A 23,423-nucleotide genomic window follows, 5' to 3' on the forward strand; every position below is an offset into this window, starting at 1 on the left:
GCTTATTGCGCAAGCTTCTGTAGCTCATCCTTCGAAAGGCCGGTCATTTCCATAATCGCGTCGGTATCAAGACCTCGCTTGAGCATCGCTTTTGCTACATCAGTAAGGGCAATGCGCCTCCCTTCTTCACGGCCTATCTGCTTTAGTTGATCCGCCATTGTGATCAGTTTTTCTCCATGCTGCGGCACCCGCTGTGCCAGCTTATACAATAATGTCTGAACATCTTGTGTATTCCCTGCTTGCACCATGTAGTTTACCAGCACGGTTATTTGTTGTCCGCTCATCTTCTCCAGCATAAACAGGCGGGTAAGTTTATCCAGCAACTGCGCCATGTCGCGCTGGCGAATGTGTTTTTGTACTAATGTCAGTGCCGCCATGCTGCGATGCTGCATGATCTCATCATCTGGAATAACCGTCACATCCACCAACGGAAATGGTGTGCTGTAAAGTTGAAGGGCGGTTCCAGAATCCTCAAAGTGATCCAGCCAGTTCATTGAGCCTTGCCATGGGCTTTGCTTGCCATGGTAAAAGAGAACAGGAATAACCAGCGGCAGAGTGTCGTTTCCAGCCTCAAGATGACGCTGCATCGCTGCGATAGCGTAGCGCATCAGGCGAAATGACATGTGCTTATCCGGTGAGCTTTGATGCTCAATGAGCACATGTATATAGCCATGTCCGCTGGTGGTTTCCAGTGAGTAGAGAATATCGCTGAAATAGGGGCGCAGATCGTCCTCCACAAAACTGCCTGATTCCAGACGGAGCGTTTCCAGTTTGCAAATTTTGATTAACGAGGGAGGAAGATGAAGTTCGATAAAGTCCCGCGCGGTTTCCACGCGGGAGAGGAAGGTTTTAAATACTGCGTCATGTGGTGTTGTTACTTCCGCCATCGTTAATCATCCGTGAGTGGTGAATATGGCAGCATTCTGGCATTAGCAATCAACGTCTAACAGTACAGGATAAAAGGCTTTTCTCCCTTTTCGGCGAAGTACGAAAAGCCATGTTCAGAGGCTCTTACAGATAGCATTTCATTGCGAGCGACGTTCCATTTGCTAGGCATGCCTTGCCGATGCCAGCAGGGCGCCTATCAGCATAAATAGCGAACCAAACACTTTGTTGAGCGCCTTCATTTGCTTTGGCCCTTTAATCCAGCCAGCAATGCGCGTGGCCAACGTCGCGTAACCGATCATCACAATGATATCGACCACGATGGTCGTGACACCAAGCACCACGTACTGCATCAACTGCGGTTCTTGCGGCAGGATAAACTGCGGGAACAGAGCGGCAAGGAAAACTATGCTCTTAGGATTGGTCAGATTAACAAAGACCGCGCGTTTGAACAGCCGGCTGCGCGATTGCGTATTTGCCATAGTGTTCAGATCGATAGCACCCGCCGCCCGCCATTGTTGAATACCCAGCCAAATCAGATAGGCCGCTCCCGCCCACTTCAGCACCTCAAATGCGATCACCGAACGTGAAAATAGCGTTCCCAGTCCTACGCCAACCAGAACGATATGAATACCCAACCCGGTCTGCAAACCCGCAATCGACGCGCTGGCACCGCGATATCCGTGGCTGATGGCGGTGGTCATGGTATTGATTGCGCCAGAGCCTGGGGACAAGCTCAAAATAATAGAGGTCAGCAGGTAGGCGAACCACCATTCAAAGGTCATGAGAAACTCCCGAATTGTCTATTTTTATGCCACAATACGCTACTGCCGTTAGGTTGTGTCAGTGACGGCGAAAAAAACGATTTTACTTGGTCAGCGAGGCTGGATACCCGATGTTTCAGCAGCAAAAAGACTGGGAAACAAGAGAAAACGCGTTTGCTGCTTTTTCCATGGGGCCACTGACAGATTTCTGGCGTCAGCGGGAAGAAGCGGAATTTACGGGCGTGGATGATATTCCCGTACATTTTGTTCGTTTTCATGCAGAAAAAAACGATCGCGTCATCGTCGTCTGTCCTGGACGCATTGAAAGTTACGTGAAATACGCTGAACTGGCGTATGACCTGTTTCATTCTGGTTTTGACGTTCTCATTATCGATCACCGTGGCCAGGGGCGTTCCGGGCGTATGCTTTCGGATCCGCATCGCGGTCATGTCGATAACTTTAATGATTATGTCGACGATCTAACCGCCTTCTGGCAGCAGGAAGTGCTACCCGGCCCGTGGAGAAAACGCTATATCCTGGCGCATTCAATGGGCGGGGCGATTGCCACGTTATTCCTGCAGCGCCACCCGAATCAGTGTGATGCCATCGCGCTTTGCGCACCGATGTTTGGTATTGTGATGCGCTTTCCCGACTGGATGGTGCGCCATATACTGGACTGGGCCGAAGGGCATCCGCGGATCCGCGAAGGCTATGCGATGGGAACCGGGCGCTGGCGGGCGCTGCCGTTCGGTATGAATGCGTTAACCCATAGTCGACAGCGCTATCGGCGCAATCTACGCTTTTATGCTGATGAGCCGCGGTTGCGCGTTGGCGGTCCCACCTATCACTGGGTACGTGAAGGGATTCTGGCTGGCGAACAGGTTTTGGCTGGCGCCGGGGATGATGCGACGCCGACGCTGCTGATTCAGGCTGAAGAAGAGCGTGTGGTAGATAACCGCATGCACGATCGTTTTTGTGAACTCCGCGCCGCAGCAGGCCATCCTGTAGAAGGGGGGCAGCCGCTTGTCATCAAAGGCGCGTACCATGAGATCCTTTTTGAAAAGGACGCCATGCGCTCAGTCGCGCTTAACGCTATTGTCGAATTTTTCGACAAGCATAACTCATCCAGCGGAACCCGCTTTGCCTAGAGGTTGAATTTTCTTATGTATCAGGTTGTTGCGTCTGATTTAGACGGTACGCTGCTTTCTCCCGACCATACTCTGTCCCCTTATGCCAAAGAGACGCTGAAGTTATTGACCGCTCGCGGCGTTAACTTCGTGTTTGCGACTGGCCGTCATCATGTTGATGTGGGGCAAATTCGCGATAACCTCGGCATTAAAACCTACATGATCACGTCCAACGGCGCGCGCGTGCATGATTCTGACGGGAATCTGGTATTTTCCCATAACCTGGATCGCGATATTGCCAGCGACCTGTTTGGCGTAGTGAATGCAAACCCGGACATCGTGACCAACGTATATCGTGATGATGAGTGGTTTATGAATCGCCATCGTCCGGACGAAATGCGTTTCTTCAAAGAAGCGGTGTTTAACTATTCACTGTTTGAACCTGCATTACTGGAGCCTGAGGGCGTCAGCAAAGTGTTCTTCACCACCGACTCTCACGAAAGGCTACTGCCGCTGGAGCAGGCGATTAACGCCCGCTGGGGCGATCGCGTCAACGTCAGCTTCTCTACGCTTACCTGTCTGGAAGTCATGGCTGGCGGCGTATCGAAAGGTCATGCGCTGGAAGCGGTAGCAAAAGCGATGGGCTACAGCCTGAAAGACTGCATCGCCTTTGGCGACGGGATGAACGATGCGGAAATGCTCTCCATGGCAGGTAAAGGCTGCATCATGGGCAACGCCCACCAGCGCCTGAAGGATCTGCACCCGGAACTGGAAGTCATTGGTCTTAATGCCGACGATGCCGTGCCACACTATCTGCGTGAACTGTTTTTGCAGTAACCTTCTGTTCATTAGTTGATCAGTTGTCAACTAAAAACTTCGCTACAATGGGTGTACCTTTTGTTAAGAGACATCCATTGTGGCGTTACTCATCATTACCACAATTCTGTGGGCCTTTTCCTTTAGCCTGTTTGGCGAGTACCTTGCCGGTCATGTCGATAGCTATTTTGCGGTGCTGGTGCGCGTTGGGCTGGCGGCGCTGGTGTTCCTGCCGTTTCTACGTACTCGTGGGCACAGCGTAAAAACGATCGGGCTGTATATGCTGGTGGGTGCCATGCAGCTTGGCATTATGTACATGCTGAGTTTTCACGCCTATCTGTACCTGACGGTTTCAGAACTGCTGCTCTTTACCGTGCTGACGCCGCTCTACATTACGCTGATTTATGATCTGATGAGCGGACGTCGTCTGCGCTGGAGTTACGCCTTTAGTGCGTTACTGGCGGTGATTGGCGCGGGGATCATTCGTTACGATCAGGTGACCAGCCACTTCTGGACCGGTCTGCTGTTGGTGCAGTTGTCCAATATCAGCTTTGCCATTGGTATGGTGGGTTATAAACGTCTGATGGAAACACGGCCAATGCCGCAGCACAACGCCTTTGCCTGGTTTTATATGGGCGCCTTTATGGTGGCTGTCGTGGCCTGGTTCATGCTGGGCAATGCGCAGAAAATGCCTGCAACCACGCTACAGTGGGGAATTCTGGTCTTTCTTGGCGTGGCGGCGTCCGGCATTGGTTACTTTATGTGGAACTACGGCGCGACCCAGGTGGATGCGGGCACGCTGGGCATAATGAACAATATGCATGTCCCTGCCGGACTGCTGGTTAACCTGGCTATCTGGCATCAACAACCTCACTGGCCAAGCTTCATCATTGGTGCGGCTGTGATAGTGGCTTCACTGTGGGTACATCGAAAGTGGGTCGTTCCGCACTCCGTACAAACGGCAGGTGATCGCAGGCGTGATTCCGCGCTGAGCGAATAAACGCTTCTGTGACCGGCTGTCGCTGCTCGCCATCACGCACGGCGGCGTACAGTCGGCTCCACAATCCATCACCCAGGGTTTTGGTCACTACCAGGCCCTGGCGTTCAAAACTCTCCACCACCCAGTGCGGTAATGCCGCGATACCCATTCTGGCTGCAACCATCTGAATCAGCAGCAAGGTGTTATCCACGCTTTTCAGCGACGGACTAACACCTGCAGGCTGCAGAAAATGCCGCCATACATCCAGTCGACTCCGCTGTACCGGGTAAATCAGCAGCGTCTCGCTGGCCAAATCTTCCGGTGTGATTTGTGTTTTGCTGGCCAACGGATGGTCAGGCGCCAGTACCAGGCGGACTTCAAAATCAAACATCGGTGAGTAGTGTAATCCGCTGCGCGGCAGGATGTCGGAGGTTAACACCAGATCCAGCTCATCCTGCTGTAGCGCTGGTTGCGGATCGAACGTCACGCCGGATTTAAAGTCCATCTCCACCTGCGGCCAGTTGGCACGAAAATTCTCCAGCGCGGGCGTCAGCCATTGAATACAACTGTGACATTCAATCGCGATTCGCAGCCGGGTTTGCTGCGGTTCGTTGCAGGCCTGCAGCGCACGACCAATTTGCGGCAACACCTGATTGGCTAACTGCAGCAGGATTTCTCCCTGCGGCGTAAAGCGCAGAGGCTGGCTTTTACGGATAAAAAGTCGAAAGCCAAGGCGCTGCTCCAGATCGCTGAACTGGTGAGAAAGGGCGGATTGGGTCTGATGCAACGTCGCCGCTGCGGCTGCCAGAGAACCACTATTCCGCAACGCCTGGAGCGTTTTCAGGTGTTTAATCTCGATCATGAAAGTCCTTCACTTCGGCATGAACAAATTGCGCTTGAGGAATATACAGTAACCGCCAATTATGGATGTGTAAACATCTGGACGGCTAAAATCCTTCGTCTTTTAAATTTATGGTGCGTTGGCTTCGTTTCCCCACCCCAGTCACTTACTTCAGTAAGCTCCTGGGGATGAGTAAACTTGCCGCCTTCCCTAAATTCAAAATCCATAGGATTTACATATAATTAGAGGAAGAAAAATGACAATATTGAATCACACCCTCGGTTTCCCTCGCGTTGGCCTGCGTCGCGAGTTGAAGAAAGCGCAAGAAAGCTACTGGGCGGGAAATTCTTCCCGTGAAGATTTGCTGACCGTTGGCCGCGAGCTGCGTGCCCGCCACTGGGATCAGCAGAAGCAGGCGGGCGTTGACCTGCTGCCGGTGGGTGATTTTGCCTGGTACGATCACGTGCTGACTACCAGCCTGCTGCTCGGCAACGTTCCGGCTCGCCATCAAAATAAAGACGGCTCGGTCGATATCGATACCTTATTCCGCATTGGTCGTGGCCGCGCACCAACGGGTGAACCCGCGGCGGCGGCAGAAATGACCAAATGGTTTAACACCAACTATCACTACATGGTGCCAGAGTTCACTAAAGGTCAGCAGTTCAAACTGACCTGGACCCAACTGCTGGATGAAGTGGACGAAGCGCTGGCGCTCGGTCACAAGGTGAAGCCTGTGCTGCTGGGGCCGGTAACCTACCTGTGGTTGGGTAAAGTGAAAGGCGAACAGTTTGATCGCCTGAGCCTGTTGAACGACATTCTGCCGGTTTACCAGCAGGTGCTGGGCGAGCTGGCGAAACGCGGTATTGAGTGGGTGCAAATTGATGAACCCGCGCTGGTACTGGAGCTGCCGCAAGCGTGGCTGGACGCCTTCAAACCTGCTTATGACGCGCTGACGGGTCAGGTGAAGCTGCTACTGACCACTTACTTCGAAGGCGTAACGCCAAACCTGGATACCATTACCGCCCTGCCGGTACAGGGGCTGCACGTTGACTTCGTGCACGGCAAAGATGATGTAGCCGAGCTGCACACGCGTCTGCCAGCCGACTGGCTGCTGTCAGCGGGGCTGGTGAACGGCCGCAACGTCTGGCGTGCCGATCTCAGCGAAAAATACGCACAAATCAAAGATATCGTCGGGAAACGTAACCTGTGGGTGGCTTCTTCCTGCTCCCTGCTGCATAGCCCAATCGATCTCAGTGTGGAAACCCGCCTTGATGCAGAAGTGAAGAGCTGGTTTGCCTTCGCCCTGCAAAAATGCGGCGAGCTGGCGCTGCTGCGCGATGCATTGAATAGCGGTGATACGGCGGCAATTGTCGAGTGGAGTGCACCGATTCAGGCTCGTCGTCACTCTACCCGCGTACACAACGCCGCAGTGGAAAAACGTCTGGCGGCAATCACCGCCCAGGACAGCCAGCGTGCTAACGCTTACCCGGTTCGTGCCGAGGCGCAACGTGCCCGCTTTAATCTGCCGGCATGGCCAACTACGACTATCGGTTCATTCCCGCAAACCACAGAAATTCGCGGCCTGCGCCTGGACTTCAAAAAGGGCAACCTGGATGCCGGTAACTATCGCACCGGAATTGCGGAACATATCAAACAGGCGATTGTTGAACAGGAACGTCTGGGTCTCGACGTGCTGGTACACGGTGAAGCCGAGCGCAATGACATGGTTGAATACTTTGGCGAGCATCTGGACGGTTTCGTCTTTACCCAGAACGGTTGGGTGCAGAGCTACGGCTCTCGCTGCGTGAAGCCGCCGGTGGTGATTGGCGACGTCAGCCGCCCGGAAGCGATCACCGTGGAGTGGGCGAAATATGCCCAGTCGCTGACCGACAAACCGGTAAAAGGCATGCTGACCGGTCCGGTGACCATTCTCTGCTGGTCATTCCCGCGTGAAGACGTGACGCGTGAAACCATCGCGAAGCAGATCGCGCTGGCGCTGCGTGATGAAGTGGCGGATCTGGAAGCGGCGGGTATCGGCATCATCCAGATTGATGAACCGGCACTGCGCGAAGGTTTACCACTACGTCGCAGCGACTGGGCGGCGTATCTGGAGTGGGGCGTGGAAGCCTTCCGCATTAACGCGGCGGTAGCGAAGGATGAAACCCAGATCCACACCCACATGTGTTATTGCGAGTTCAACGACATCATGGACTCCATTGCGGCGCTGGATGCGGACGTGATTACCATCGAAACCTCGCGCTCTGATATGGAATTGCTGGAATCGTTTGAAGAGTTCGACTATCCGAACGAAATCGGGCCGGGCGTATACGATATTCACTCGCCGAACGTTCCGAGCGTGGAGTGGATTGAAGCCCTGTTGAAGAAAGCCGAGCAGCGCATTCCAGCAGAACGTCTGTGGGTGAACCCGGACTGCGGCCTGAAAACCCGCGGCTGGCCGGAAACCCGTGCCGCGCTGGCGAACATGGTCAAAGCGGCGCAGAATCTGCGTCAGGCGTAATTCATTGCCCGGGAAGCGCTTGCGCTTACCCGGGTTACAGGAAATCGCAATAGTTGTAGGCCCGGTAAGGCGTCGCCACCACCGGGCAATTAACGTTTATTTCTTCCCACCGTATTGCACGAACCACTCCAGCATTCTCTGCCAACCGTCTTTCGCGGACTCTTCGTGATAGCTCGGGCGATAATCGGCGTTGAACGCATGTCCGGCATCGGGATAGACCACGATTTCCGCTTTAGCATTGGCGGCGCGTAGCGCCTGGCGCATTGTTTCAACGGTATCTTGCGGAATGCTGGTGTCCTGGCCGCCATAAAGCCCCAAAACGGGGGCGTTAAGATCGGTTGCGATATCAACGGGATGTTTTGGCGAGTTGAGGGTTTTGTCACCCACCAGTTTGCCATACCACGCCACGGCCGCTTTTAACTGCGGATTATGTGCGGCATACAGCCAGGTGATGCGTCCACCCCAGCAAAATCCGGTGATCATCAACTGGTGCGCATCTCCTCCGTTGCGGGAGGCCCAGCTAGCGACGTGGTCCAGATCGGCCAGTACCTGAGAGTCAGGCACTTTGGCGGCAAGGCCACTAAGCAGCGTAGGGATATCGGCAAAGTCATTGGGATCGCCTTCGCGAAAATAGAGTTCTGGTGCGATAGCCAGATACCCTTCCAGAGCCAGACGACGGCAAACGTCACGAATGTGCTCATGAATACCAAAAATCTCCTGCACGACAATGACTACGGGCAGCAGGCCATCAGTCTGTTTTGGTCGTGCGTGATACGCTGGCATATCATCGCCTTGTGAAGGTATAGACGTTACACCGGCGATAATTGCATTATCCGGGGTGTGAACCGTGGTAGACGTCGGTGGAGATACAGCAGGTGCAAAGCCAGATTGTCGTGTTGTCATGGTATTCTCCGTACCCTTAAATATTCAGCAAAAAAGCGCATTGTTAACTATAGACACATGCAACGAACCACATTGCCTTAAACGGTCTATCTTTTGTGCAGGGCTTACTTATATCGCATCATTTATGTGATAAAGATCACTATTTAATGGTAATCGAATGCAATTGATTTACATCATAGTGATGACTGTCACGAAAATATGTTTATGCCTTCGGTAAAGTGTGTTTTTGCTTCTTCTGACAAAACCGATTCACAGAGGAGTTTTTATGTCTAAGTCTGATGTTTTTCATCTCGGCCTCACTAAGAACGATTTACAAGGGGCTACGCTTGCTATCGTCCCTGGCGACCCGGAGCGTGTGGAAAAGATCGCCGCGCTGATGGATAAGCCGGTTAAGCTGGCATCTCATCGCGAGTTCACCACCTGGCGTGCTGAGCTGGATGGTAAAGCCGTGATCGTTTGCTCTACCGGTATCGGCGGCCCGTCCACCTCTATTGCCGTAGAAGAACTGGCTCAGCTGGGCATTCGTACCTTCCTGCGTATCGGTACGACTGGCGCTATCCAGCCGCATATCAACGTGGGTGATGTACTGGTTACCACTGCATCTGTTCGTCTGGACGGTGCAAGCCTGCACTTCGCACCAATGGAATTCCCGGCCGTTGCGGACTTCGAGTGCACCACCGCGCTGGTGGAAGCGGCGAAATCTATCGGAGCCACCACTCACGTGGGTGTTACCGCGTCTTCTGACACCTTCTACCCGGGCCAGGAGCGTTATGACACCTTCTCTGGTCGTGTCGTGAGCCGTTTCAAAGGCTCAATGGAAGAGTGGCAGTCTATGGGCGTCATGAACTACGAAATGGAATCTGCTACGCTGCTGACCATGTGCGCAAGCCAGGGTCTGCGTGCCGGTATGGTCGCGGGTGTTATCGTGAACCGTACTCAGCAAGAGATCCCTAATGCGGAAACGATGAAACAAACGGAAAGCCACGCGGTGAAAATCGTGGTGGAAGCCGCGCGTCGTTTACTGTAATTCTCCCGTCTATTCAAAAAGGCCGACGCGTTCGGCCTTTTTATTTTGCGTAGTGCCTCGCAGGAAATTCCTTTTAAACTGGACGTTTATACAGCACAATTCTATTTTGTGCGGGTAAGTCGTTGCTGTAAGGGGGCGTTGTGGATATTTCAATTATGATGAGTGCCGTGTTGGCGTTAGCCGCAGGGCTACTGGTAGGGTGGCTGGCGACAAAAGCACGCGCCGATCAAATCCGCGCCGACCTCATCGAAGAGCGACGTGAACTGGATATTGCGCTAAGCGCCGCTCGCCAGCAGCTCTCGCAGGAAGCTCACTGGCGTGATGAGTGCGAACTCCTCAATAACGAATTACGCAGTCTGCACAGTATCAACACCTCTCTGGAAGCCGATCTCCGTGAAGTCACTACCCGGCTGGAAGCAACGCAACAGCATGCGGAAGATAAAATCCGCCAGATGATCAACAGCGAACAGCGTCTGAGTGAACAGTTTGAAAATCTAGCGAATCGTATTTTTGAGCACAGCAACCGCCGTGTTGATGAGCAAAATCGCCAAAGTCTGAACAGCCTGCTTGCGCCGCTTCGTGAACAACTGGACGGTTTTCGTCGCCAGGTTCAGGATAGCTTTGGTAAAGAGGCGCAAGAACGCCATACCCTGGCACACGAAATTCGTAATCTCCAGCAACTGAATGCGCAGATGGCGCAGGAGGCGGTAAACCTGACGCGGGCATTAAAAGGCGATAACAAAACGCAGGGTAACTGGGGAGAGGTCGTACTCACGCGGGTACTCGAAGCCTCTGGTCTGCGTGAAGGTTATGAATATGAAACCCAGGTCAGCATCGAAAACGACGCCCGTTCGCGAATGCAGCCTGATGTCATCGTTCGGCTACCGCAGGGTAAAGATGTGGTGATCGATGCGAAAATGACGCTGGTCGCCTATGAGCGCTATTTTAACGCAGAAGACGAATACACCCGCGAAAGTGCATTGCAGGAGCACATCGCCTCGGTGCGTAACCATATTCGACTGCTGGGGCGCAAAGATTATCAGCAGCTTCCTGGGCTGCGTACGCTTGACTACGTGCTGATGTTTATCCCCGTTGAGCCCGCTTTTTTACTGGCGCTCGACCGACAGCCCGAACTGATTACCGAAGCGCTTAGAAATAACATTATGCTGGTGAGCCCTACCACGCTGTTGGTGGCATTGCGCACGATCGCCAACCTGTGGCGCTACGAGCATCAGAGTCGTAATGCGCAACAAATTGCCGATCGGGCCAGCAAACTTTATGACAAGATGCGGTTGTTTGTGGATGATATGTCGGCAATAGGTCAAAGCCTGGACAAAGCCCAGGACAACTACCGACAGGCGATGAAAAAACTCTCTTCCGGTCGTGGAAACGTCCTGTCGCAGGCAGAAGCTTTTCGTAGTTTAGGCGTGGAAATTAAGCGCGAGATAAATCCTGAGCTGGCTGAACAAGCTACTACACAGGATGAGGAATACCGCTTGCGCTCGGTCCCTGAGACGCAACAAGATGCGTCTTACCCCGAGGATGAAGCGGTAAATCAGCAATCAAACTAGTCCATTTGGGGTAGTTGAACCCGGTAGAAGGGTAGGGCAAATTGGCCCAATCTGTTACACTTCTCGAACATTTTTTGGATGAGCAGGCACTGAGATGGTGGATAATTCACAAGAAACGACGCACTTTGGCTTTCAGACCGTCGCTAAAGAGCAGAAAGCTGACATGGTGGCCCACGTTTTTCATTCTGTGGCGTCTAAATATGACGTTATGAATGACTTAATGTCATTTGGCATTCATCGTTTGTGGAAGCGCTTCACCATTGATTGCAGTGGCGTGCGTCGCGGGCAAACCGTTCTCGATTTAGCAGGCGGTACCGGCGATCTGACGGCGAAATTCTCTCGCATGGTTGGTGAAACCGGCAAAGTTGTGCTGGCGGATATCAATGACTCAATGCTCAAAATGGGTCGCGAAAAGCTGCGTAATATTGGCGTGGTAGGTAACGTTGAGTACGTTCAGGCGAATGCGGAAGCATTACCTTTCCCTGACAACACGTTTGACTGCATCACCATCTCTTTCGGTCTGCGCAACGTAACGGATAAAGACAAAGCATTACGCTCCATGTACCGCGTATTGAAGCCGGGCGGACGTCTACTGGTGCTGGAGTTCTCAAAACCCATCATCGAACCGTTGAGCAAAGCCTACGACGCATACTCTTTCCATGTTCTGCCGCGCATAGGTTCAATGGTAGCAAGCGATGCGGACAGCTACCGTTATTTGGCGGAGTCCATCCGTATGCATCCCGATCAGGACACCTTAAAAGCAATGATGCAAGATGCCGGGTTCGAAAGCGTTGATTACTACAACCTGACAGCAGGTGTCGTTGCGCTGCATCGTGGTTACAAGTTCTGACAGGAGAGTGGGGATGCCTTTAAAACCCTTAGTAACCGCAGGCGTTGAAAATCTGCTCAACACCTTTCTGTACCGTTCTCCTGCGCTGAAGTCAGCCCGAACGCGTTTACAGGGTAAGGTGCTGCGTGTTGATCTCAAAGGATTTTCAACACCGTTAGTCCTGGTATTTAGCGAGCGCCAGGTCGATGTGCTGGGGGCATGGGAAGGCGAAGCCGATTGCACCGTAATCACATATGCCAGTGTGTTACCGAAATTGCGTGATCGACAGCAACTCACCACGCTTATCCGCAGCGGTGAGCTGGAAGTCCAGGGCGATATCCAGGTAGTACAGAACTTTGTTGCGCTGGCCGATCTGGCGGAGTTGGATCCTGCAGAACTGTTAGCACCCTATACCGGCGATATCGTCGCGGAAGGGGTCAGCAAAGTCTTGCGTGGTGGAGCGAAGTTCCTGTGCCATAACTTTCAGCGCCAGCAGCGCTATGTCGCCGAAGCGATCACTGAAGAGTGGCGCATGGCTCCTGGTCCACTAGAGGTTGCATGGTTTGCTGAAGAAACGGCAGCCGTTGAGCGCGCGGTTGAATCTCTGGCCAAACGGCTGGAAAAACTGGAGGCCAAATGACGCCAGGTGAAGTACGGCGCCTTTATTTCATCATTCGCACTTTTTTAAGCTACGGTCTTGATGAACTCATCCCCAAAATGCGAATCACGCTGCCGCTTCGGTTGTGGCGTTACTCGTTGTTCTGGATGCCCAACCGACATAAAGACAAACCGCTGGGAGAAAGGCTGAGACTGGCTTTACAGGAACTGGGCCCGGTGTGGATCAAATTTGGGCAAATGCTCTCTACCCGTCGTGACCTTTTCCCTCCGCACATCGCCGATCAGCTTGCGCTATTGCAGGATCGGGTTGCCCCGTTCGATGGCCTTAGAGCGAAAAAACAAATCGAAGAGGCCATGGGCGGGCTGCCCGTTGAGGAATGGTTTGATGATTTTGAGATCACGCCACTGGCATCTGCGTCTGTTGCTCAGGTCCACACTGCGCGGTTGAAATCGAATGGCAAAGAGGTGGTGATCAAAGTTATTCGCCCGGACATACGTCCGGTCATCAAAGCGGATTTAAAACTGATCTACCGCCTGGCTCGTTGGGTTCCTCGTCTGCTGCCAGATGGGCGTCGCCTGCGACCAACAGAAGTCGTCCGTGAATATGAAAAAACGTTGATCGATGAACTGAATCTGCTGCGCGAATCGGCGAACGCCATTCAGCTACGACGTAATTTTGAAGATAGTCCGATGCTGTACATCCCGGAAGTGTATTCCGACTACTGCAGTCAGAACATGATGGTGATGGAGCGCATTTACGGCATCCCGGTTTCAGATGTCACCACGCTTGAGAAGAACGGCACCAATATGAAATTGTTGGCCGAGCGTGGTGTTCAGGTCTTCTTTACTCAGGTATTCCGCGACAGCTTTTTCCATGCGGATATGCACCCCGGGAACATTTTTGTCAGTTATGAGCACCCTGAAAACCCGAAATACATTGGTATTGATTGTGGGATTGTGGGCTCTTTAAACAAAGAAGATAAGCGCTACCTGGCTGAAAACTTCATTGCGTTCTTTAACCGCGATTACCGCAAAGTTGCTGAACTGCACGTGGATTCTGGTTGGGTTCCGCCGGATACCAACGTAGAAGAGTTTGAATTTGCCATTCGTACCGTGTGCGAGCCGATTTTTGAAAAGCCGCTGGCGGAGATTTCCTTTGGTCACGTGCTGTTGAATCTGTTCAACACTGCGCGCCGCTTCAATATGGAAGTTCAGCCTCAACTGGTATTGCTCCAGAAGACGCTACTGTACGTTGAAGGTGTCGGACGACAACTCTACCCTCAGTTAGATTTGTGGAAAACGGCTAAGCCATTCCTCGAATCCTGGATTAAAGATCAGGTCGGTATTCCGGCGCTCGTTAGGGCATTTAAAGAAAAAGCACCGTTCTGGGTCGAAAAAATGCCAGAAATACCTGAACTGGTGTATGACAGTTTGCGCCAGGGCAAATATTTACAGCACAGTGTTGATAAGATTGCCCGCGAGCTTCACGCGAATCATGTACGCCAGGGACAATCCCGTTATTTATTGGGCATTGGCGCAACATTGTTGCTAAGTGGAACATTCCTGCTGGTAAGCCGCCCTGAGTGGGGGCTTATGCCGGGCTGGTTAATGGCGGGAGGCGTCATAGCCTGGTTGATCGGCTGGCGCAAAATGCGCTGAATTTTTCATCGCCCAAGGCAGGTCGTGTAACGTATACTACGGCCTTATTAATTCATCATCTATGACAGAGGAACATGTATGGGTGGTATCAGTATTTGGCAGTTGTTGATCATTGCCGTCATCGTTGTACTGCTATTTGGCACCAAGAAACTCGGCTCCATCGGTTCCGATCTTGGCGCGTCGATCAAAGGCTTCAAAAAAGCGATGGGTGATGATGAGCCTAAGCAAGATAAAACCAGCCAGGACGCTGATTTTACTGCTAAATCCATCACCGATAAGCAGGGTGAAGTGAAAAAGGAAGACGCCAAAAGCCAAGATAAAGAGCAGGTATAATCCGTGTTTGATATCGGTTTTAGCGAACTGTTATTGGTGTTCGTGATCGGCCTCATTGTTCTGGGGCCGCAACGATTACCTGTAGCGGTAAAAACGGTTGCTGGCTGGGTTCGCGCTTTGCGCTCCCTTGCAACTACTGTTCAGAATGAACTGACCCAGGAGCTTAAGCTTCAGGAGTTTCAGGACAGCCTGAAGAAAGTAGAGAAAGCGAGCCTGACAAATCTGACCCCGGAGCTGAAAGCGTCAATGGATGAGCTGCGTGAAGCGGCGGAATCGATGAAGCGTTCTTACAGCGTGCACGATCCTGAGAAAGCGAGCGATGAAGCGCACACTATCCATAATCCGGTGGTGAAAGAAGGTGAAGCGCAGCGAGAAGGGGTCACCCCTGCCGCCGCTGAAAACCAGGCCAGTTCGCCGGAGCAAAAACCGGAATCCGCGGGTGCTAAAACGCCAGAGCAGACGGAAAACACTTCCGCCACGTTGATGGATGCAGAAAAGAAAGCTGCCGCACCTGTTGTCGAATCCTCCCCCTCGTCGAGTGATAAACCGTAAACATGGCTGTAGAAGATACCCAACCGCTCATTACGCATCTTATCGAGCTGCGTAAGCGACTCCTGAACTGCATTATTGCGGTTATCGTGATCTTTCTGGCGTTGGTTTACTTTGCCAACGACATTTACCATATGGTTGCGGCACCGCTGATTAAACAGATGCCGCAGGGTGCAACGATGATCGCCACCGATGTGGCCTCACCGTTCTTTACCCCTATAAAGTTAACCTTCATGGTGTCGCTGATCCTGTCAGCGCCAGTGATCCTCTACCAGGTATGGGCATTCATTGCGCCTGCTTTGTACAAACATGAACGTCGCCTGGTTGTGCCGCTGCTGGTCTCCAGCTCGTTGTTGTTCTACATCGGCATGGCATTCGCCTATTTTGTCGTCTTCCCGTTGGCGTTTGGTTTTCTGGCTAACACGGCTCCGCAAGGCGTGCAGGTATCGACAGATATTGCCAGCTATCTCAGCTTTGTAATGGCGCTATTTATGGCTTTCGGTGTCTCTTTTGAGGTCCCTGTCGCCATTGTGCTGCTATGCTGGATGGGCATTACGACACCTGAAGATTTGCGTAAGAAACGACCTTACGTTGTGGTGGGAGCATTCGTCGTCGGGATGTTACTGACTCCGCCAGATGTCTTCTCGCAAACGTTGTTGGCGATACCGATGTACTGCCTGTTTGAAGTGGGCGTTTTCTTCTCTCGTTTCTATGTCGGTAAGCGACGTACGCGAGATGAGGACAACGAGGCTGAAGAAGCAAAAGAAGCCGAAGCCACCGAGAAAACAGAAGAGTAAATTCAACCGCCCGTCAGGGCGGTTGTCATATGGGAGGTAGCATGTTTGATATTGGCGTTAATTTAACCAGTTCACAATTTGCGAAAGACAGGGATGATGTTGTGGCGCGCGCTTTTGCTGCGGGCGTAAACGGTATGCTTCTGACCGGAACAAACCTGCACGAAAGCCAGCAGGCGCTGAAGTTGGCGCAACATTATCCACGTTGCTGGTCCACGGCTGGCGTGCACCCGCATGACAGTAGCCAATGGCAATCCTCAACGGAAGACGAGATTATCGCGCTGGCAAACCAGTCTGAGGTGGTCGCTATTGGCGAGTGTGGTCTGGATTTCAATCGCAATTTCTCCACGCCACAGGAGCAGGAACGTGCTTTTGAGGCACAACTGCGCATTGCCGCTGAACTGCAGATGCCGATTTTCATGCATTGTCGAGATGCCCATGAGCGTTTTCTGACGTTGCTGGAGCCGTGGCTGGATAGTCTCCCGGGCGCGGTGCTGCACTGTTTTACCGGAACGCGGCAGGAAATGCAGGATTGTGTGGACCGAGGGCTTTATATTGGTATTACCGGCTGGGTCTGTGATGAGCGCCGTGGGATGGAACTGCGGGAACTGCTGCCGTTTATTCCGGTAGAAAGACTACTGATCGAAACCGATGCGCCTTACCTACTTCCTCGCGACTTAACGCCTAAACCGACGTCACGGCGCAATGAACCGGCGCACCTGCCACATATTCTTGAGCGTATTGCCCACTGGCGCGGAGAAGATCCTCAATGGCTGTCAGCAACCATTGATGCTAACGTCCGAACGTTGTTCGAAGTGACCTTCTAAACGGCTTAAATTTTTCGAAAACCGGTATTTTTCACGCTCTGCTTAACTTCTTTATTCAACAGGTTAAGCAGTAGCATGGAACGCGCTTCGCCATCCGGTTCGGTGAAGATCGCTTTTAGCCCCTCAAATGCCCCTTCAGTAATAATCACGCTGTCCCCTGGCTGAGGAGTTTGCGGGTCCACAATACCTTCAGGCTTGTAGATAGAAAGCTGGTGAATAACGGGAGAAGGGACGGTCGCAGGCGTCGCGCCAAAACGGACGAAATGGCTGACACCACGCGTGGCATTGATAGTGGTGGTGTGGATCACTTCCGGGTCGAACTCGACAAACATGTAATTAGGGAATAGTGGTTCACTGACTGTGGTACGTTTACCGCGCACTATTTTTTCCAGGGTGATCATAGGCGTCAGGCAGTTCACCGCCTGTCTTTCCAGGTGTTCCTGGGCTCTCTGAAGTTGCCCACGTTTGCAGTACAGTAAATACCAGGATTGCATAATAACTCTTATCCGCTTGTTCTGAGCGCAAGCATAGCAAAAGCCATGCGTTAAGTTAATTATACCCACCTCAACGCAGGCTGAAACCCAATGGGTATATACGCCCGGGGCTTATATGTATCGCCAGAGTTCACGCTAATTTAACAAAAATACAGCATCACAATGATGAACGCCGTATAATGAAGCGCTTACGAAGAGGCCACAATGGACGCCATGAAATATCACGATTTACGCGACTTCCTGACGCTGCTTGAACAGCAGGGCGAGCTCAAACGCATTTCGCTTGAGGTGGATCCCCACCTGGAAATTACTGAAATTGCCGATCGCACTCTGCGTGCCGGTGGGCCTGCGTTACTGTTTGAGAATCCGAAAGGCTATTCAATGCCGGTGCTGTGTAACCTGTTTGGCACACCAAAGCGTGTTGCGATGGGGATGGGACAAGAAGATGTCTCGGCGCTACGAGAAGTCGGTAAACTGTTGGCGTTTTTGAAAGAGCCAGAGCCACCGAAAGGATTCCGCGATCTGTTTGATAAGCTGCCGCAGTTTAAGCAGGTGTTGAACATGCCGACTAAGCGGTTGCGCGGTGCACCTTGTCAGCAAAAAATCTACTCGGGCGATGACGTTGATTTAAACCGCATTCCGATTATGACCTGCTGGCCGGAAGATGCCGCGCCGCTGATTACCTGGGGGCTCACCGTAACGCGTGGTCCGCATAAAGAGCGGCAGAATCTGGGCATCTATCGTCAGCAACTGATTGGCAAAAACAAGCTCATTATGCGCTGGCTGTCCCATCGCGGCGGCGCGCTTGATTACCAGGAGTGGTGCGCAGCGCATCCGGGTGAACGCTTCCCGGTTTCTGTGGCGTTAGGAGCAGATCCTGCGACCATTCTGGGGGCCGTGACGCCGGTCCCTGATACATTATCCGAGTACGCATTTGCCGGGCTGTTGCGCGGAACCAAGACCGAAGTAGTTAAATGTATTTCCAACGACCTGGAAGTGCCTGCCAGCGCAGAAATCGTGCTGGAAGGGTACATTGAACCGGGCGAGCTGGCTCCGGAAGGGCCGTATGGCGATCATACCGGCTACTACAACGAAGTAGATAGCTTCCCGGTCTTTACCGTCACGCACATTACCCAGCGTGAAGATGCAATTTATCACTCTACCTATACCGGACGCCCGCCAGATGAACCCGCGGTGCTCGGCGTGGCGCTGAACGAAGTCTTCGTGCCTATTCTGCAAAAGCAGTTCCCGGAAATTGTCGATTTTTATCTACCTCCGGAAGGCTGTTCATATCGCCTGGCCGTCGTGACGATGAAAAAACAGTACGCTGGCCATGCCAAACGCGTCATGATGGGTGTTTGGTCGTTTTTGCGTCAGTTTATGTACACCAAATTTGTTATTGTTTGCGATGATGACGTCAACGCACGCGACTGGAATGATGTGATTTGGGCAATTACTACCCGTATGGACCCGGCCCGGGATACGGTACTGGTAGAGAATACGCCAATTGATTACCTGGACTTTGCCTCGCCGGTTTCCGGCCTTGGTTCAAAAATGGGGCTGGATGCCACAAATAAATGGCCGGGCGAAACCCAACGTGAATGGGGACGTCCGATTAAAAAAGATCCTGAAGTGACTGCGCGCATTGACGCAATTTGGGATGAACTGGCCATCTTTAATGACGGCAAAAGCGCCTGAGGCGCGATCGTTTTGCCTATTGATCCGACAGAGAGAGCGCATGACAACCTTAAGCTGTAAAGTGACCTCGGTAGAAGCTATCACTGACACCGTATATCGCGTTCGTTTAGTGCCAGACGCGGCGTTTTCCTTTCGTGCTGGCCAGTATTTAATGGTCGTGATGGATGAAAGGGATAAGCGTCCGTTCTCCATGGCATCAACGCCGGACGAGCAAGGATTCATTGAGCTGCACGTTGGCGCCTCTGAGCTAAATCTTTACGCCATGGCCGTGATGGACCGTATTCTGAAAGACCGGGAAATCAAGGTCGACATTCCGCATGGCGAAGCCTGGCTGCGTGACGAAGACGAGCGCCCGCTGATCCTGATTGCCGGTGGTACAGGGTTCTCTTACGTGCGTTCTATTCTGCTTACCGCGCTCGCGCGCAACCCAAACCGCGATATCACCATTTACTGGGGCGGTCGCGAGGAGAAGCATCTCTACGATCTCTCCGAGCTGGAAGCGCTGTCTGTGAACCACCCGAATCTGCGCGTTGAGCCAGTGGTGGAACAACCTGAAGACGGCTGGCGTGGTCGTACGGGAACCGTGTTAACGGCAGTATTGCAGGATTACGGTACCCTGGCGGAGCATGATATCTACATTGCCGGGCGTTTTGAAATGGCCAAAATCGCGCGCGATCTCTTCTGTAATGAGCGCAGTGCGCGTGAAGATCGCCTGTTTGGCGACGCTTTCGCGTTCATTTAAGCGCTGTGCGCCGGAGCCCTTCCGGCGCATTCATCACCAACCTTACTTCTTCTAAAAGGGTGCAAGCCCGGTCTCGTTGTTTCTCTTTTTCACCACGTTCTTTAGTAAACATGTTTTTCCTATCTATTAATCACAAAACTTAGCTTTTGTGACAGCTCTCTTTTTGTTTAGTAAACAAAATTGGCAAACTAGACACAATCAAATTGCGAGGCGCAAACGAGGAAACCATGAGGCTCGGACTGGATATTGGCGGGACTAAAATCGAAGCAGTGGTGATTGATAACGCGGGTGAAATTGTTTACCGCGAGCGGTGCGCGACACCAAAGCAGAGTTACGGTGATTTTTTCCAGGCCGTGACGGAGATGATTGCTAAGGCCAGACTGGCCGTTAATCAGCCTTTATCGGTTGGCGTTGGGGTGCCCGGCGCGGTGGATAGCGAAGGTTTGATTAAGAATTCGAACATCCTGGTGCTCAATCAACAGGCCTTTGCGCAAGACCTTGAGCGAGCATCAGGAATGCCAGTGCCGGTTACCAATGATGCCAACTGCTTTACCTTGTCGGAAGCGATGGACGGTAGCGGACACGGGTATAGCGTGGTATTTGGCGTGATCCTCGGTACCGGTTGCGGCGGTGGACTATGCATCGATAACCGCTTGATCTCTGGACCTAACGCCTGCGCAGGAGAGTGGGGGCATAATGCATTGCCGCGCTACCACGAATCTCAGGACGGGGCTGGAGTGAGATGCTATTGCGGACAGTTGAACTGTATTGAGAGCTTTATTTCCGGCAGCGGTCTGGAACGCCAGTACCTGAATCACACCGCGCAGCATGTGGGTGTGCCACAAATTATGCAACAGGTAGAATCGGGTGATGCGGATGCCTGCTTTGTATGGGAACGTTATTGCGATCAACTGGCGCGTGCGTTGGCGGGCGTGGTGAATACGCTCGATCCCGATGTTATCGTGCTTGGGGGTGGGGTATCCAATATCGATTTACTGTATTCGGGTTTGCAGGCGCGAGTGGCGCAGTACGTATTTGGTAAGCAGTGCCGCACACCGATCGTTCGGGCCCGTCACGGCGACAGCAGCGGCGTACGCGGTGCGGCCTGGCTGGGGGCGCAACAAGCCATAGTAGAATCAATGAGAGTGAAATGACAAAACCTGTACGTATCAGAGATATTGCCGAAGCTTGTGGTGTTTCAGTTGGTGCAGTTTCCCGCGCCCTAAAAGGGCAGCCGGGGCTGCGTGAAGACACCCGGCTGCGCATTATTTCTGTGGCGCAGCAGCAGGGTTATGATTTTTCCCGTCTGCGCACTGACAAGATCAAACGCGTCCTGTTTTTACTTCACCGCCAGCACAATATCAGCCGGGCATTGCCGTTTTACTCTCAACTGCTGCTGGGCATAGAAGATAACTGTCGTGACCATGGTATTGCGCTGAGCTTTCTCTCCATTGGTCCAGGCGATGCAGTGAGTGAGCAGGTGCTGCTGCACCAGCCTGATGCGCTGATCTGTGCCGGATTTTTTGAGCCTGAATTACTTGGCTTGCTGCAACAGATGAAACTGCCGTTGGTGCTGGTGGATCTCTGGGCGCCGGGCCTGCCTTGCGTGAATCCGGACAACACCCAGGGCGGTTATCTTGCTACACAACATTTGATTGCACAAGGTCGCAGCCGTATTGCTTTTCTTGCCAGCACGCTTGCGCACTACAGCATCCGTCAGCGCGAGAAGGGCTACCGTCAGGCATTGTATGAGGCCCGTTTGCTGATGCCGCCAGAGTATGAAGCCATTGCGCCGCCGCTGCTGGATACCGAGCAATCTTTGGTGGAAGCGGTGAATGAATTGCTGAGTCTGCCAGAGCCGCCCGACGCTATTTTTGCCTATAACGATGCGGCAGCGCTGGTTGTTCAACGGGTGTGTGCGCAGCAGGGTATACGTATCCCGGAAGATCTTGCGTTGGTGGGGTTTGATGATATCGATGCTGCGGCCTGGTCACATCCACCACTCACCACCATTGCGGTTGATAAACAACAATTGGGGCGTGAAGCGCTGCGTTTATTGCTGGAAGAAAATCAGGAAGAGAATCTGCTGTTGCCGGTGCAGTTAGTGGTACGTGGTAGTTCAGAGAAATAAAAAACCCGCCCCTGACAGGCGGGAAAAACGGCAACTAAATTGTTATACAATGGCATTTGTGTTGTAGGCCGGATAAGACGCATCAGCGTCGCCATCCGGCATAGTCGCCGGGGGCGCTTCGCTTGCCCGGCCTACAATAAGTCACATGCTTTGATTAAACTCGCTCAAATACCGTCGCGATGCCCTGGCCTAAACCGATACACATCGTCGCCAGGCCAAACTGTACGTCTTTGCGTTCCATCAGATTGAGCAGGGTGGTGCTGATACGCGCCCCAGAGCAACCCAACGGATGGCCCAAAGCGATCGCCCCGCCGTTGAGGTTGATCTTCTCATCGATCTGCTCCATCAGCCCCAGATCTTTAATGCACGGCAGGATCTGAGCGGCAAAGGCTTCGTTCATCTCAAACAAACCGATATCGCTGGTGGAGAGTCCCGCTTTTTTCAGCGCCAGTTTTGAGGCCGGAACCGGACCGTAACCCATGATTGAAGGGTCGCAGCCAACAACAGCCATCGAACGAATACGGGCACGCGGCGTCAGACCCAGCTCACGGGCGCGACTTTCGCTCATGACCAGCATCGCCGCAGCGCCGTCGGAGAGTGCGGAGGAGGTACCGGCAGTGACCGTTCCGCTAACCGGATCGAACGCCGGGCGCAGGGTGGAGAGCGCTTCAACGGTTGTCTCCGGGCGGATAACCTCATCGTAGTTAAACTGCTTCAGCACGCCGTCGGCATCATGGCCGCCGGTCGGGATGATTTCGTTTTTAAATGCGCCAGACTGTGTTGCAGCCCAGGCGCGAGCATGTGAACGTGCGGCGAAAGCATCCTGCATTTCACGGCTGATGCCGTGCATGCGAGAGAGCATTTCCGCAGTCAGACCCATCATTCCCGCGGCTTTTGCCACGTTGCGGCTCATGCCCGGATGGAAATCAACGCCGTGGCTCATTGGTACATGGCCCATATGCTCCACGCCGCCAATCAGGCACGCCTGAGCATCGCCGGTCATGATCATGCGTGCCGCGTCGTGCAGCGCCTGCATGGACGAACCGCACAGGCGGTTGACCGTGACGGCTGGAACGGAGTGCGGAACTTCCGCCAGCAGCGCGGCGTTACGGGCGATGTTGAAACCCTGCTCCAGCGTTTGCTGCACACAGCCCCAGTAAATATCATCAAGCGCGGATGGCTCCAGCGCAGGATTTCGCGCCAGCAGGCTACGCATTAAGTGTGCGGAGAGATCTTCTGCCCGCACGTTACGAAACGCGCCCCCTTTCGAACGGCCCATCGGGGTACGGATCGCATCAACAATTACAACCTGTTCCAT

The 23,423-nt window shown here is 53.0% G+C and carries 23 protein-coding genes; 17 read left to right on the forward strand and 6 right to left on the reverse strand.

Annotated elements, in window-relative coordinates; translation table 11 throughout:
• Window positions 1-2 precede the first annotated feature (2 nt).
• Together OGY04_RS02030 and rhtB are read right to left on the reverse strand one after the other, a co-directional pair.
• Window positions 3-887, reverse strand: a complete 885-nt coding sequence (locus OGY04_RS02030) for an Rpn family recombination-promoting nuclease/putative transposase (RefSeq protein WP_286584680.1) — start codon at window positions 885-887, stop codon at window positions 3-5.
• A 162-nt stretch (window positions 888-1,049) separates the two neighbouring features.
• Window positions 1,050-1,670 carry a homoserine/homoserine lactone efflux protein gene (gene rhtB, locus OGY04_RS02035; protein WP_003828938.1) on the reverse strand — a complete coding sequence of 207 codons (621 nt, stop codon included), beginning with the start codon at window positions 1,668-1,670 and terminating at the stop codon, window positions 1,050-1,052.
• Window positions 1,671-1,780: 110 nt separating this feature from the next.
• Between rhtB and pldB the strand changes: the two genes are divergently transcribed.
• From pldB to OGY04_RS02050, 3 genes are all read left to right on the forward strand, one after another.
• Window positions 1,781-2,797, forward strand: a complete 1,017-nt coding sequence (gene pldB / locus OGY04_RS02040; protein ID WP_003017911.1) for a lysophospholipase L2 — start codon at window positions 1,781-1,783, stop codon at window positions 2,795-2,797.
• Between the two features lie 15 nt (window positions 2,798-2,812).
• The gene (gene yigL, locus OGY04_RS02045) at window positions 2,813-3,613 is read left to right on the forward strand and encodes a sugar/pyridoxal phosphate phosphatase YigL (protein WP_008787091.1); all 801 of its coding nucleotides are present in this window, start codon (window positions 2,813-2,815) and stop codon (window positions 3,611-3,613) included.
• Window positions 3,614-3,692: 79 nt separating this feature from the next.
• Entirely contained in the window at window positions 3,693-4,592 is a 900-nt protein-coding gene (locus tag OGY04_RS02050; protein WP_003828930.1) for a carboxylate/amino acid/amine transporter, read from the forward strand.
• Here the strand turns inward: OGY04_RS02050 and metR are convergent.
• Window positions 4,480-5,433: an HTH-type transcriptional regulator MetR gene (gene metR / locus OGY04_RS02055; protein ID WP_003017908.1), complete on the reverse strand. Its 954-nt coding sequence runs from the start codon at window positions 5,431-5,433 to the stop codon at window positions 4,480-4,482. The two genes, OGY04_RS02050 and metR, sit on opposite strands and share 113 nt — an antisense overlap.
• Before the next feature lie 235 nt (window positions 5,434-5,668).
• Between metR and metE the strand changes: the two genes are divergently transcribed.
• The gene (gene metE, locus OGY04_RS02060; protein ID WP_125363368.1) at window positions 5,669-7,930 is read left to right on the forward strand and encodes a 5-methyltetrahydropteroyltriglutamate--homocysteine S-methyltransferase; all 2,262 of its coding nucleotides are present in this window, start codon (window positions 5,669-5,671) and stop codon (window positions 7,928-7,930) included.
• A gap of 96 nt (window positions 7,931-8,026) precedes the next feature.
• Here metE and OGY04_RS02065 read toward each other — a convergent pair whose 3' ends face one another.
• Complete coding sequence (locus OGY04_RS02065) at window positions 8,027-8,833, reverse strand: dienelactone hydrolase family protein (protein WP_286584681.1); 807 nt, start codon at window positions 8,831-8,833, stop codon at window positions 8,027-8,029.
• Window positions 8,834-9,098: 265 nt separating this feature from the next.
• On the opposite strand from OGY04_RS02065, the gene udp reads away from it, so the two are divergent.
• The 9 genes from udp (at window position 9,099) to tatD (ending at window position 17,040) form a co-directional block, all read left to right on the forward strand.
• Window positions 9,099-9,860, forward strand: a complete 762-nt coding sequence (gene udp / locus OGY04_RS02070; protein ID WP_003828923.1) for a uridine phosphorylase — start codon at window positions 9,099-9,101, stop codon at window positions 9,858-9,860.
• A 140-nt stretch (window positions 9,861-10,000) separates the two neighbouring features.
• Window positions 10,001-11,431, forward strand: a complete 1,431-nt coding sequence (gene rmuC, locus OGY04_RS02075) for a DNA recombination protein RmuC (RefSeq protein ID WP_095533171.1) — start codon at window positions 10,001-10,003, stop codon at window positions 11,429-11,431.
• 94 nt (window positions 11,432-11,525) lie between these two features.
• On the forward strand, window positions 11,526-12,281 hold the full coding sequence (gene ubiE / locus OGY04_RS02080) for a bifunctional demethylmenaquinone methyltransferase/2-methoxy-6-polyprenyl-1,4-benzoquinol methylase UbiE (RefSeq protein WP_003017897.1): 756 nt from the start codon (window positions 11,526-11,528) through the stop codon (window positions 12,279-12,281).
• 13 nt (window positions 12,282-12,294) lie between these two features.
• A complete protein-coding gene (gene ubiJ / locus OGY04_RS02085) occupies window positions 12,295-12,900 on the forward strand; it encodes a ubiquinone biosynthesis protein UbiJ (protein WP_003828918.1) in 606 nt (201 codons plus the stop codon).
• Window positions 12,897-14,537 carry a ubiquinone biosynthesis regulatory protein kinase UbiB gene (gene ubiB, locus OGY04_RS02090; protein WP_286584683.1) on the forward strand — a complete coding sequence of 547 codons (1,641 nt, stop codon included), beginning with the start codon at window positions 12,897-12,899 and terminating at the stop codon, window positions 14,535-14,537. Before ubiJ ends, ubiB begins: the two co-directional genes overlap by 4 nt.
• A 78-nt stretch (window positions 14,538-14,615) precedes the next feature.
• Window positions 14,616-14,870, forward strand: coding sequence for a Sec-independent protein translocase subunit TatA (gene tatA / locus OGY04_RS02095; RefSeq protein WP_003017888.1), 255 nt, complete (start codon window positions 14,616-14,618; stop codon window positions 14,868-14,870).
• 3 nt (window positions 14,871-14,873) lie between these two features.
• Window positions 14,874-15,422, forward strand: a complete 549-nt coding sequence (gene tatB, locus OGY04_RS02100) for a Sec-independent protein translocase protein TatB (RefSeq protein ID WP_008787098.1) — start codon at window positions 14,874-14,876, stop codon at window positions 15,420-15,422.
• A gap of 2 nt (window positions 15,423-15,424) precedes the next feature.
• The gene (tatC, locus tag OGY04_RS02105) at window positions 15,425-16,216 is read left to right on the forward strand and encodes a Sec-independent protein translocase subunit TatC (protein ID WP_003828911.1); all 792 of its coding nucleotides are present in this window, start codon (window positions 15,425-15,427) and stop codon (window positions 16,214-16,216) included.
• Between the two features lie 41 nt (window positions 16,217-16,257).
• Window positions 16,258-17,040 carry a 3'-5' ssDNA/RNA exonuclease TatD gene (gene tatD, locus OGY04_RS02110; RefSeq protein ID WP_079935190.1) on the forward strand — a complete coding sequence of 261 codons (783 nt, stop codon included), beginning with the start codon at window positions 16,258-16,260 and terminating at the stop codon, window positions 17,038-17,040.
• A 5-nt stretch (window positions 17,041-17,045) separates the two neighbouring features.
• On the opposite strand, the gene rfaH is transcribed toward tatD, so the two are convergent.
• Window positions 17,046-17,534 carry a transcription/translation regulatory transformer protein RfaH gene (rfaH, locus tag OGY04_RS02115; RefSeq protein ID WP_003017881.1) on the reverse strand — a complete coding sequence of 163 codons (489 nt, stop codon included), beginning with the start codon at window positions 17,532-17,534 and terminating at the stop codon, window positions 17,046-17,048.
• Window positions 17,535-17,738: 204 nt separating this feature from the next.
• On the opposite strand from rfaH, the gene ubiD reads away from it, so the two are divergent.
• The 4 genes from ubiD to OGY04_RS02135 all read left to right on the forward strand — a co-directional run bounded on the left by ubiD (window position 17,739) and on the right by OGY04_RS02135 (window position 22,105).
• Window positions 17,739-19,232, forward strand: a complete 1,494-nt coding sequence (gene ubiD / locus OGY04_RS02120; protein WP_003828905.1) for a 4-hydroxy-3-polyprenylbenzoate decarboxylase — start codon at window positions 17,739-17,741, stop codon at window positions 19,230-19,232.
• Between the two features lie 40 nt (window positions 19,233-19,272).
• Window positions 19,273-19,974: an NAD(P)H-flavin reductase gene (gene fre / locus OGY04_RS02125; RefSeq protein WP_003828903.1), complete on the forward strand. Its 702-nt coding sequence runs from the start codon at window positions 19,273-19,275 to the stop codon at window positions 19,972-19,974.
• A 227-nt stretch (window positions 19,975-20,201) separates the two neighbouring features.
• Window positions 20,202-21,128, forward strand: a complete 927-nt coding sequence (locus tag OGY04_RS02130; RefSeq protein ID WP_125363372.1) for an ROK family protein — start codon at window positions 20,202-20,204, stop codon at window positions 21,126-21,128.
• On the forward strand, window positions 21,125-22,105 hold the full coding sequence (locus OGY04_RS02135; RefSeq protein WP_032945721.1) for a LacI family DNA-binding transcriptional regulator: 981 nt from the start codon (window positions 21,125-21,127) through the stop codon (window positions 22,103-22,105). Before OGY04_RS02130 ends, OGY04_RS02135 begins: the two co-directional genes overlap by 4 nt.
• Window positions 22,106-22,259: 154 nt before the next feature.
• Here the strand turns inward: OGY04_RS02135 and fadA are convergent, their stop codons facing one another.
• Window positions 22,260-23,423, reverse strand: a complete 1,164-nt coding sequence (gene fadA / locus OGY04_RS02140) for an acetyl-CoA C-acyltransferase FadA (RefSeq protein ID WP_003828895.1) — start codon at window positions 23,421-23,423, stop codon at window positions 22,260-22,262.

The sequence above is a fragment of the Citrobacter sp. Cpo091 genome (assembly GCF_030332645.1).
Classification (GTDB): Bacteria; Pseudomonadota; Gammaproteobacteria; order Enterobacterales; family Enterobacteriaceae; genus Citrobacter; species Citrobacter portucalensis.

Excerpts from the sequence above, each read along its gene's own strand:
- OGY04_RS02030 (WP_286584680.1), bottom strand. The coding sequence starts at position 887 with ATGGCGGAAGTAACAACACCACATGACGCAGTATTTAAAACCTTCCTC.
- rhtB (WP_003828938.1), bottom strand. The coding sequence starts at position 1,670 with ATGACCTTTGAATGGTGGTTCGCCTACCTGCTGACCTCTATTATTTTG.
- pldB (WP_003017911.1), top strand. The coding sequence starts at position 1,781 with ATGTTTCAGCAGCAAAAAGACTGGGAAACAAGAGAAAACGCGTTTGCT.
- yigL (WP_008787091.1), top strand. The coding sequence starts at position 2,813 with ATGTATCAGGTTGTTGCGTCTGATTTAGACGGTACGCTGCTTTCTCCC.
- metR (WP_003017908.1), bottom strand. The coding sequence starts at position 5,433 with ATGATCGAGATTAAACACCTGAAAACGCTCCAGGCGTTGCGGAATAGT.
- metE (WP_125363368.1), top strand. The coding sequence starts at position 5,669 with ATGACAATATTGAATCACACCCTCGGTTTCCCTCGCGTTGGCCTGCGT.
- OGY04_RS02065 (WP_286584681.1), bottom strand. The coding sequence starts at position 8,833 with ATGACAACACGACAATCTGGCTTTGCACCTGCTGTATCTCCACCGACG.
- udp (WP_003828923.1), top strand. The coding sequence starts at position 9,099 with ATGTCTAAGTCTGATGTTTTTCATCTCGGCCTCACTAAGAACGATTTA.
- ubiE (WP_003017897.1), top strand. The coding sequence starts at position 11,526 with ATGGTGGATAATTCACAAGAAACGACGCACTTTGGCTTTCAGACCGTC.
- ubiJ (WP_003828918.1), top strand. The coding sequence starts at position 12,295 with ATGCCTTTAAAACCCTTAGTAACCGCAGGCGTTGAAAATCTGCTCAAC.
- ubiB (WP_286584683.1), top strand. The coding sequence starts at position 12,897 with ATGACGCCAGGTGAAGTACGGCGCCTTTATTTCATCATTCGCACTTTT.
- tatA (WP_003017888.1), top strand. The coding sequence starts at position 14,616 with ATGGGTGGTATCAGTATTTGGCAGTTGTTGATCATTGCCGTCATCGTT.
- tatC (WP_003828911.1), top strand. The coding sequence starts at position 15,425 with ATGGCTGTAGAAGATACCCAACCGCTCATTACGCATCTTATCGAGCTG.
- tatD (WP_079935190.1), top strand. The coding sequence starts at position 16,258 with ATGTTTGATATTGGCGTTAATTTAACCAGTTCACAATTTGCGAAAGAC.
- rfaH (WP_003017881.1), bottom strand. The coding sequence starts at position 17,534 with ATGCAATCCTGGTATTTACTGTACTGCAAACGTGGGCAACTTCAGAGA.
- ubiD (WP_003828905.1), top strand. The coding sequence starts at position 17,739 with ATGGACGCCATGAAATATCACGATTTACGCGACTTCCTGACGCTGCTT.
- fre (WP_003828903.1), top strand. The coding sequence starts at position 19,273 with ATGACAACCTTAAGCTGTAAAGTGACCTCGGTAGAAGCTATCACTGAC.
- OGY04_RS02130 (WP_125363372.1), top strand. The coding sequence starts at position 20,202 with ATGAGGCTCGGACTGGATATTGGCGGGACTAAAATCGAAGCAGTGGTG.
- OGY04_RS02135 (WP_032945721.1), top strand. The coding sequence starts at position 21,125 with ATGACAAAACCTGTACGTATCAGAGATATTGCCGAAGCTTGTGGTGTT.
- fadA (WP_003828895.1), bottom strand. The coding sequence starts at position 23,423 with ATGGAACAGGTTGTAATTGTTGATGCGATCCGTACCCCGATGGGCCGT.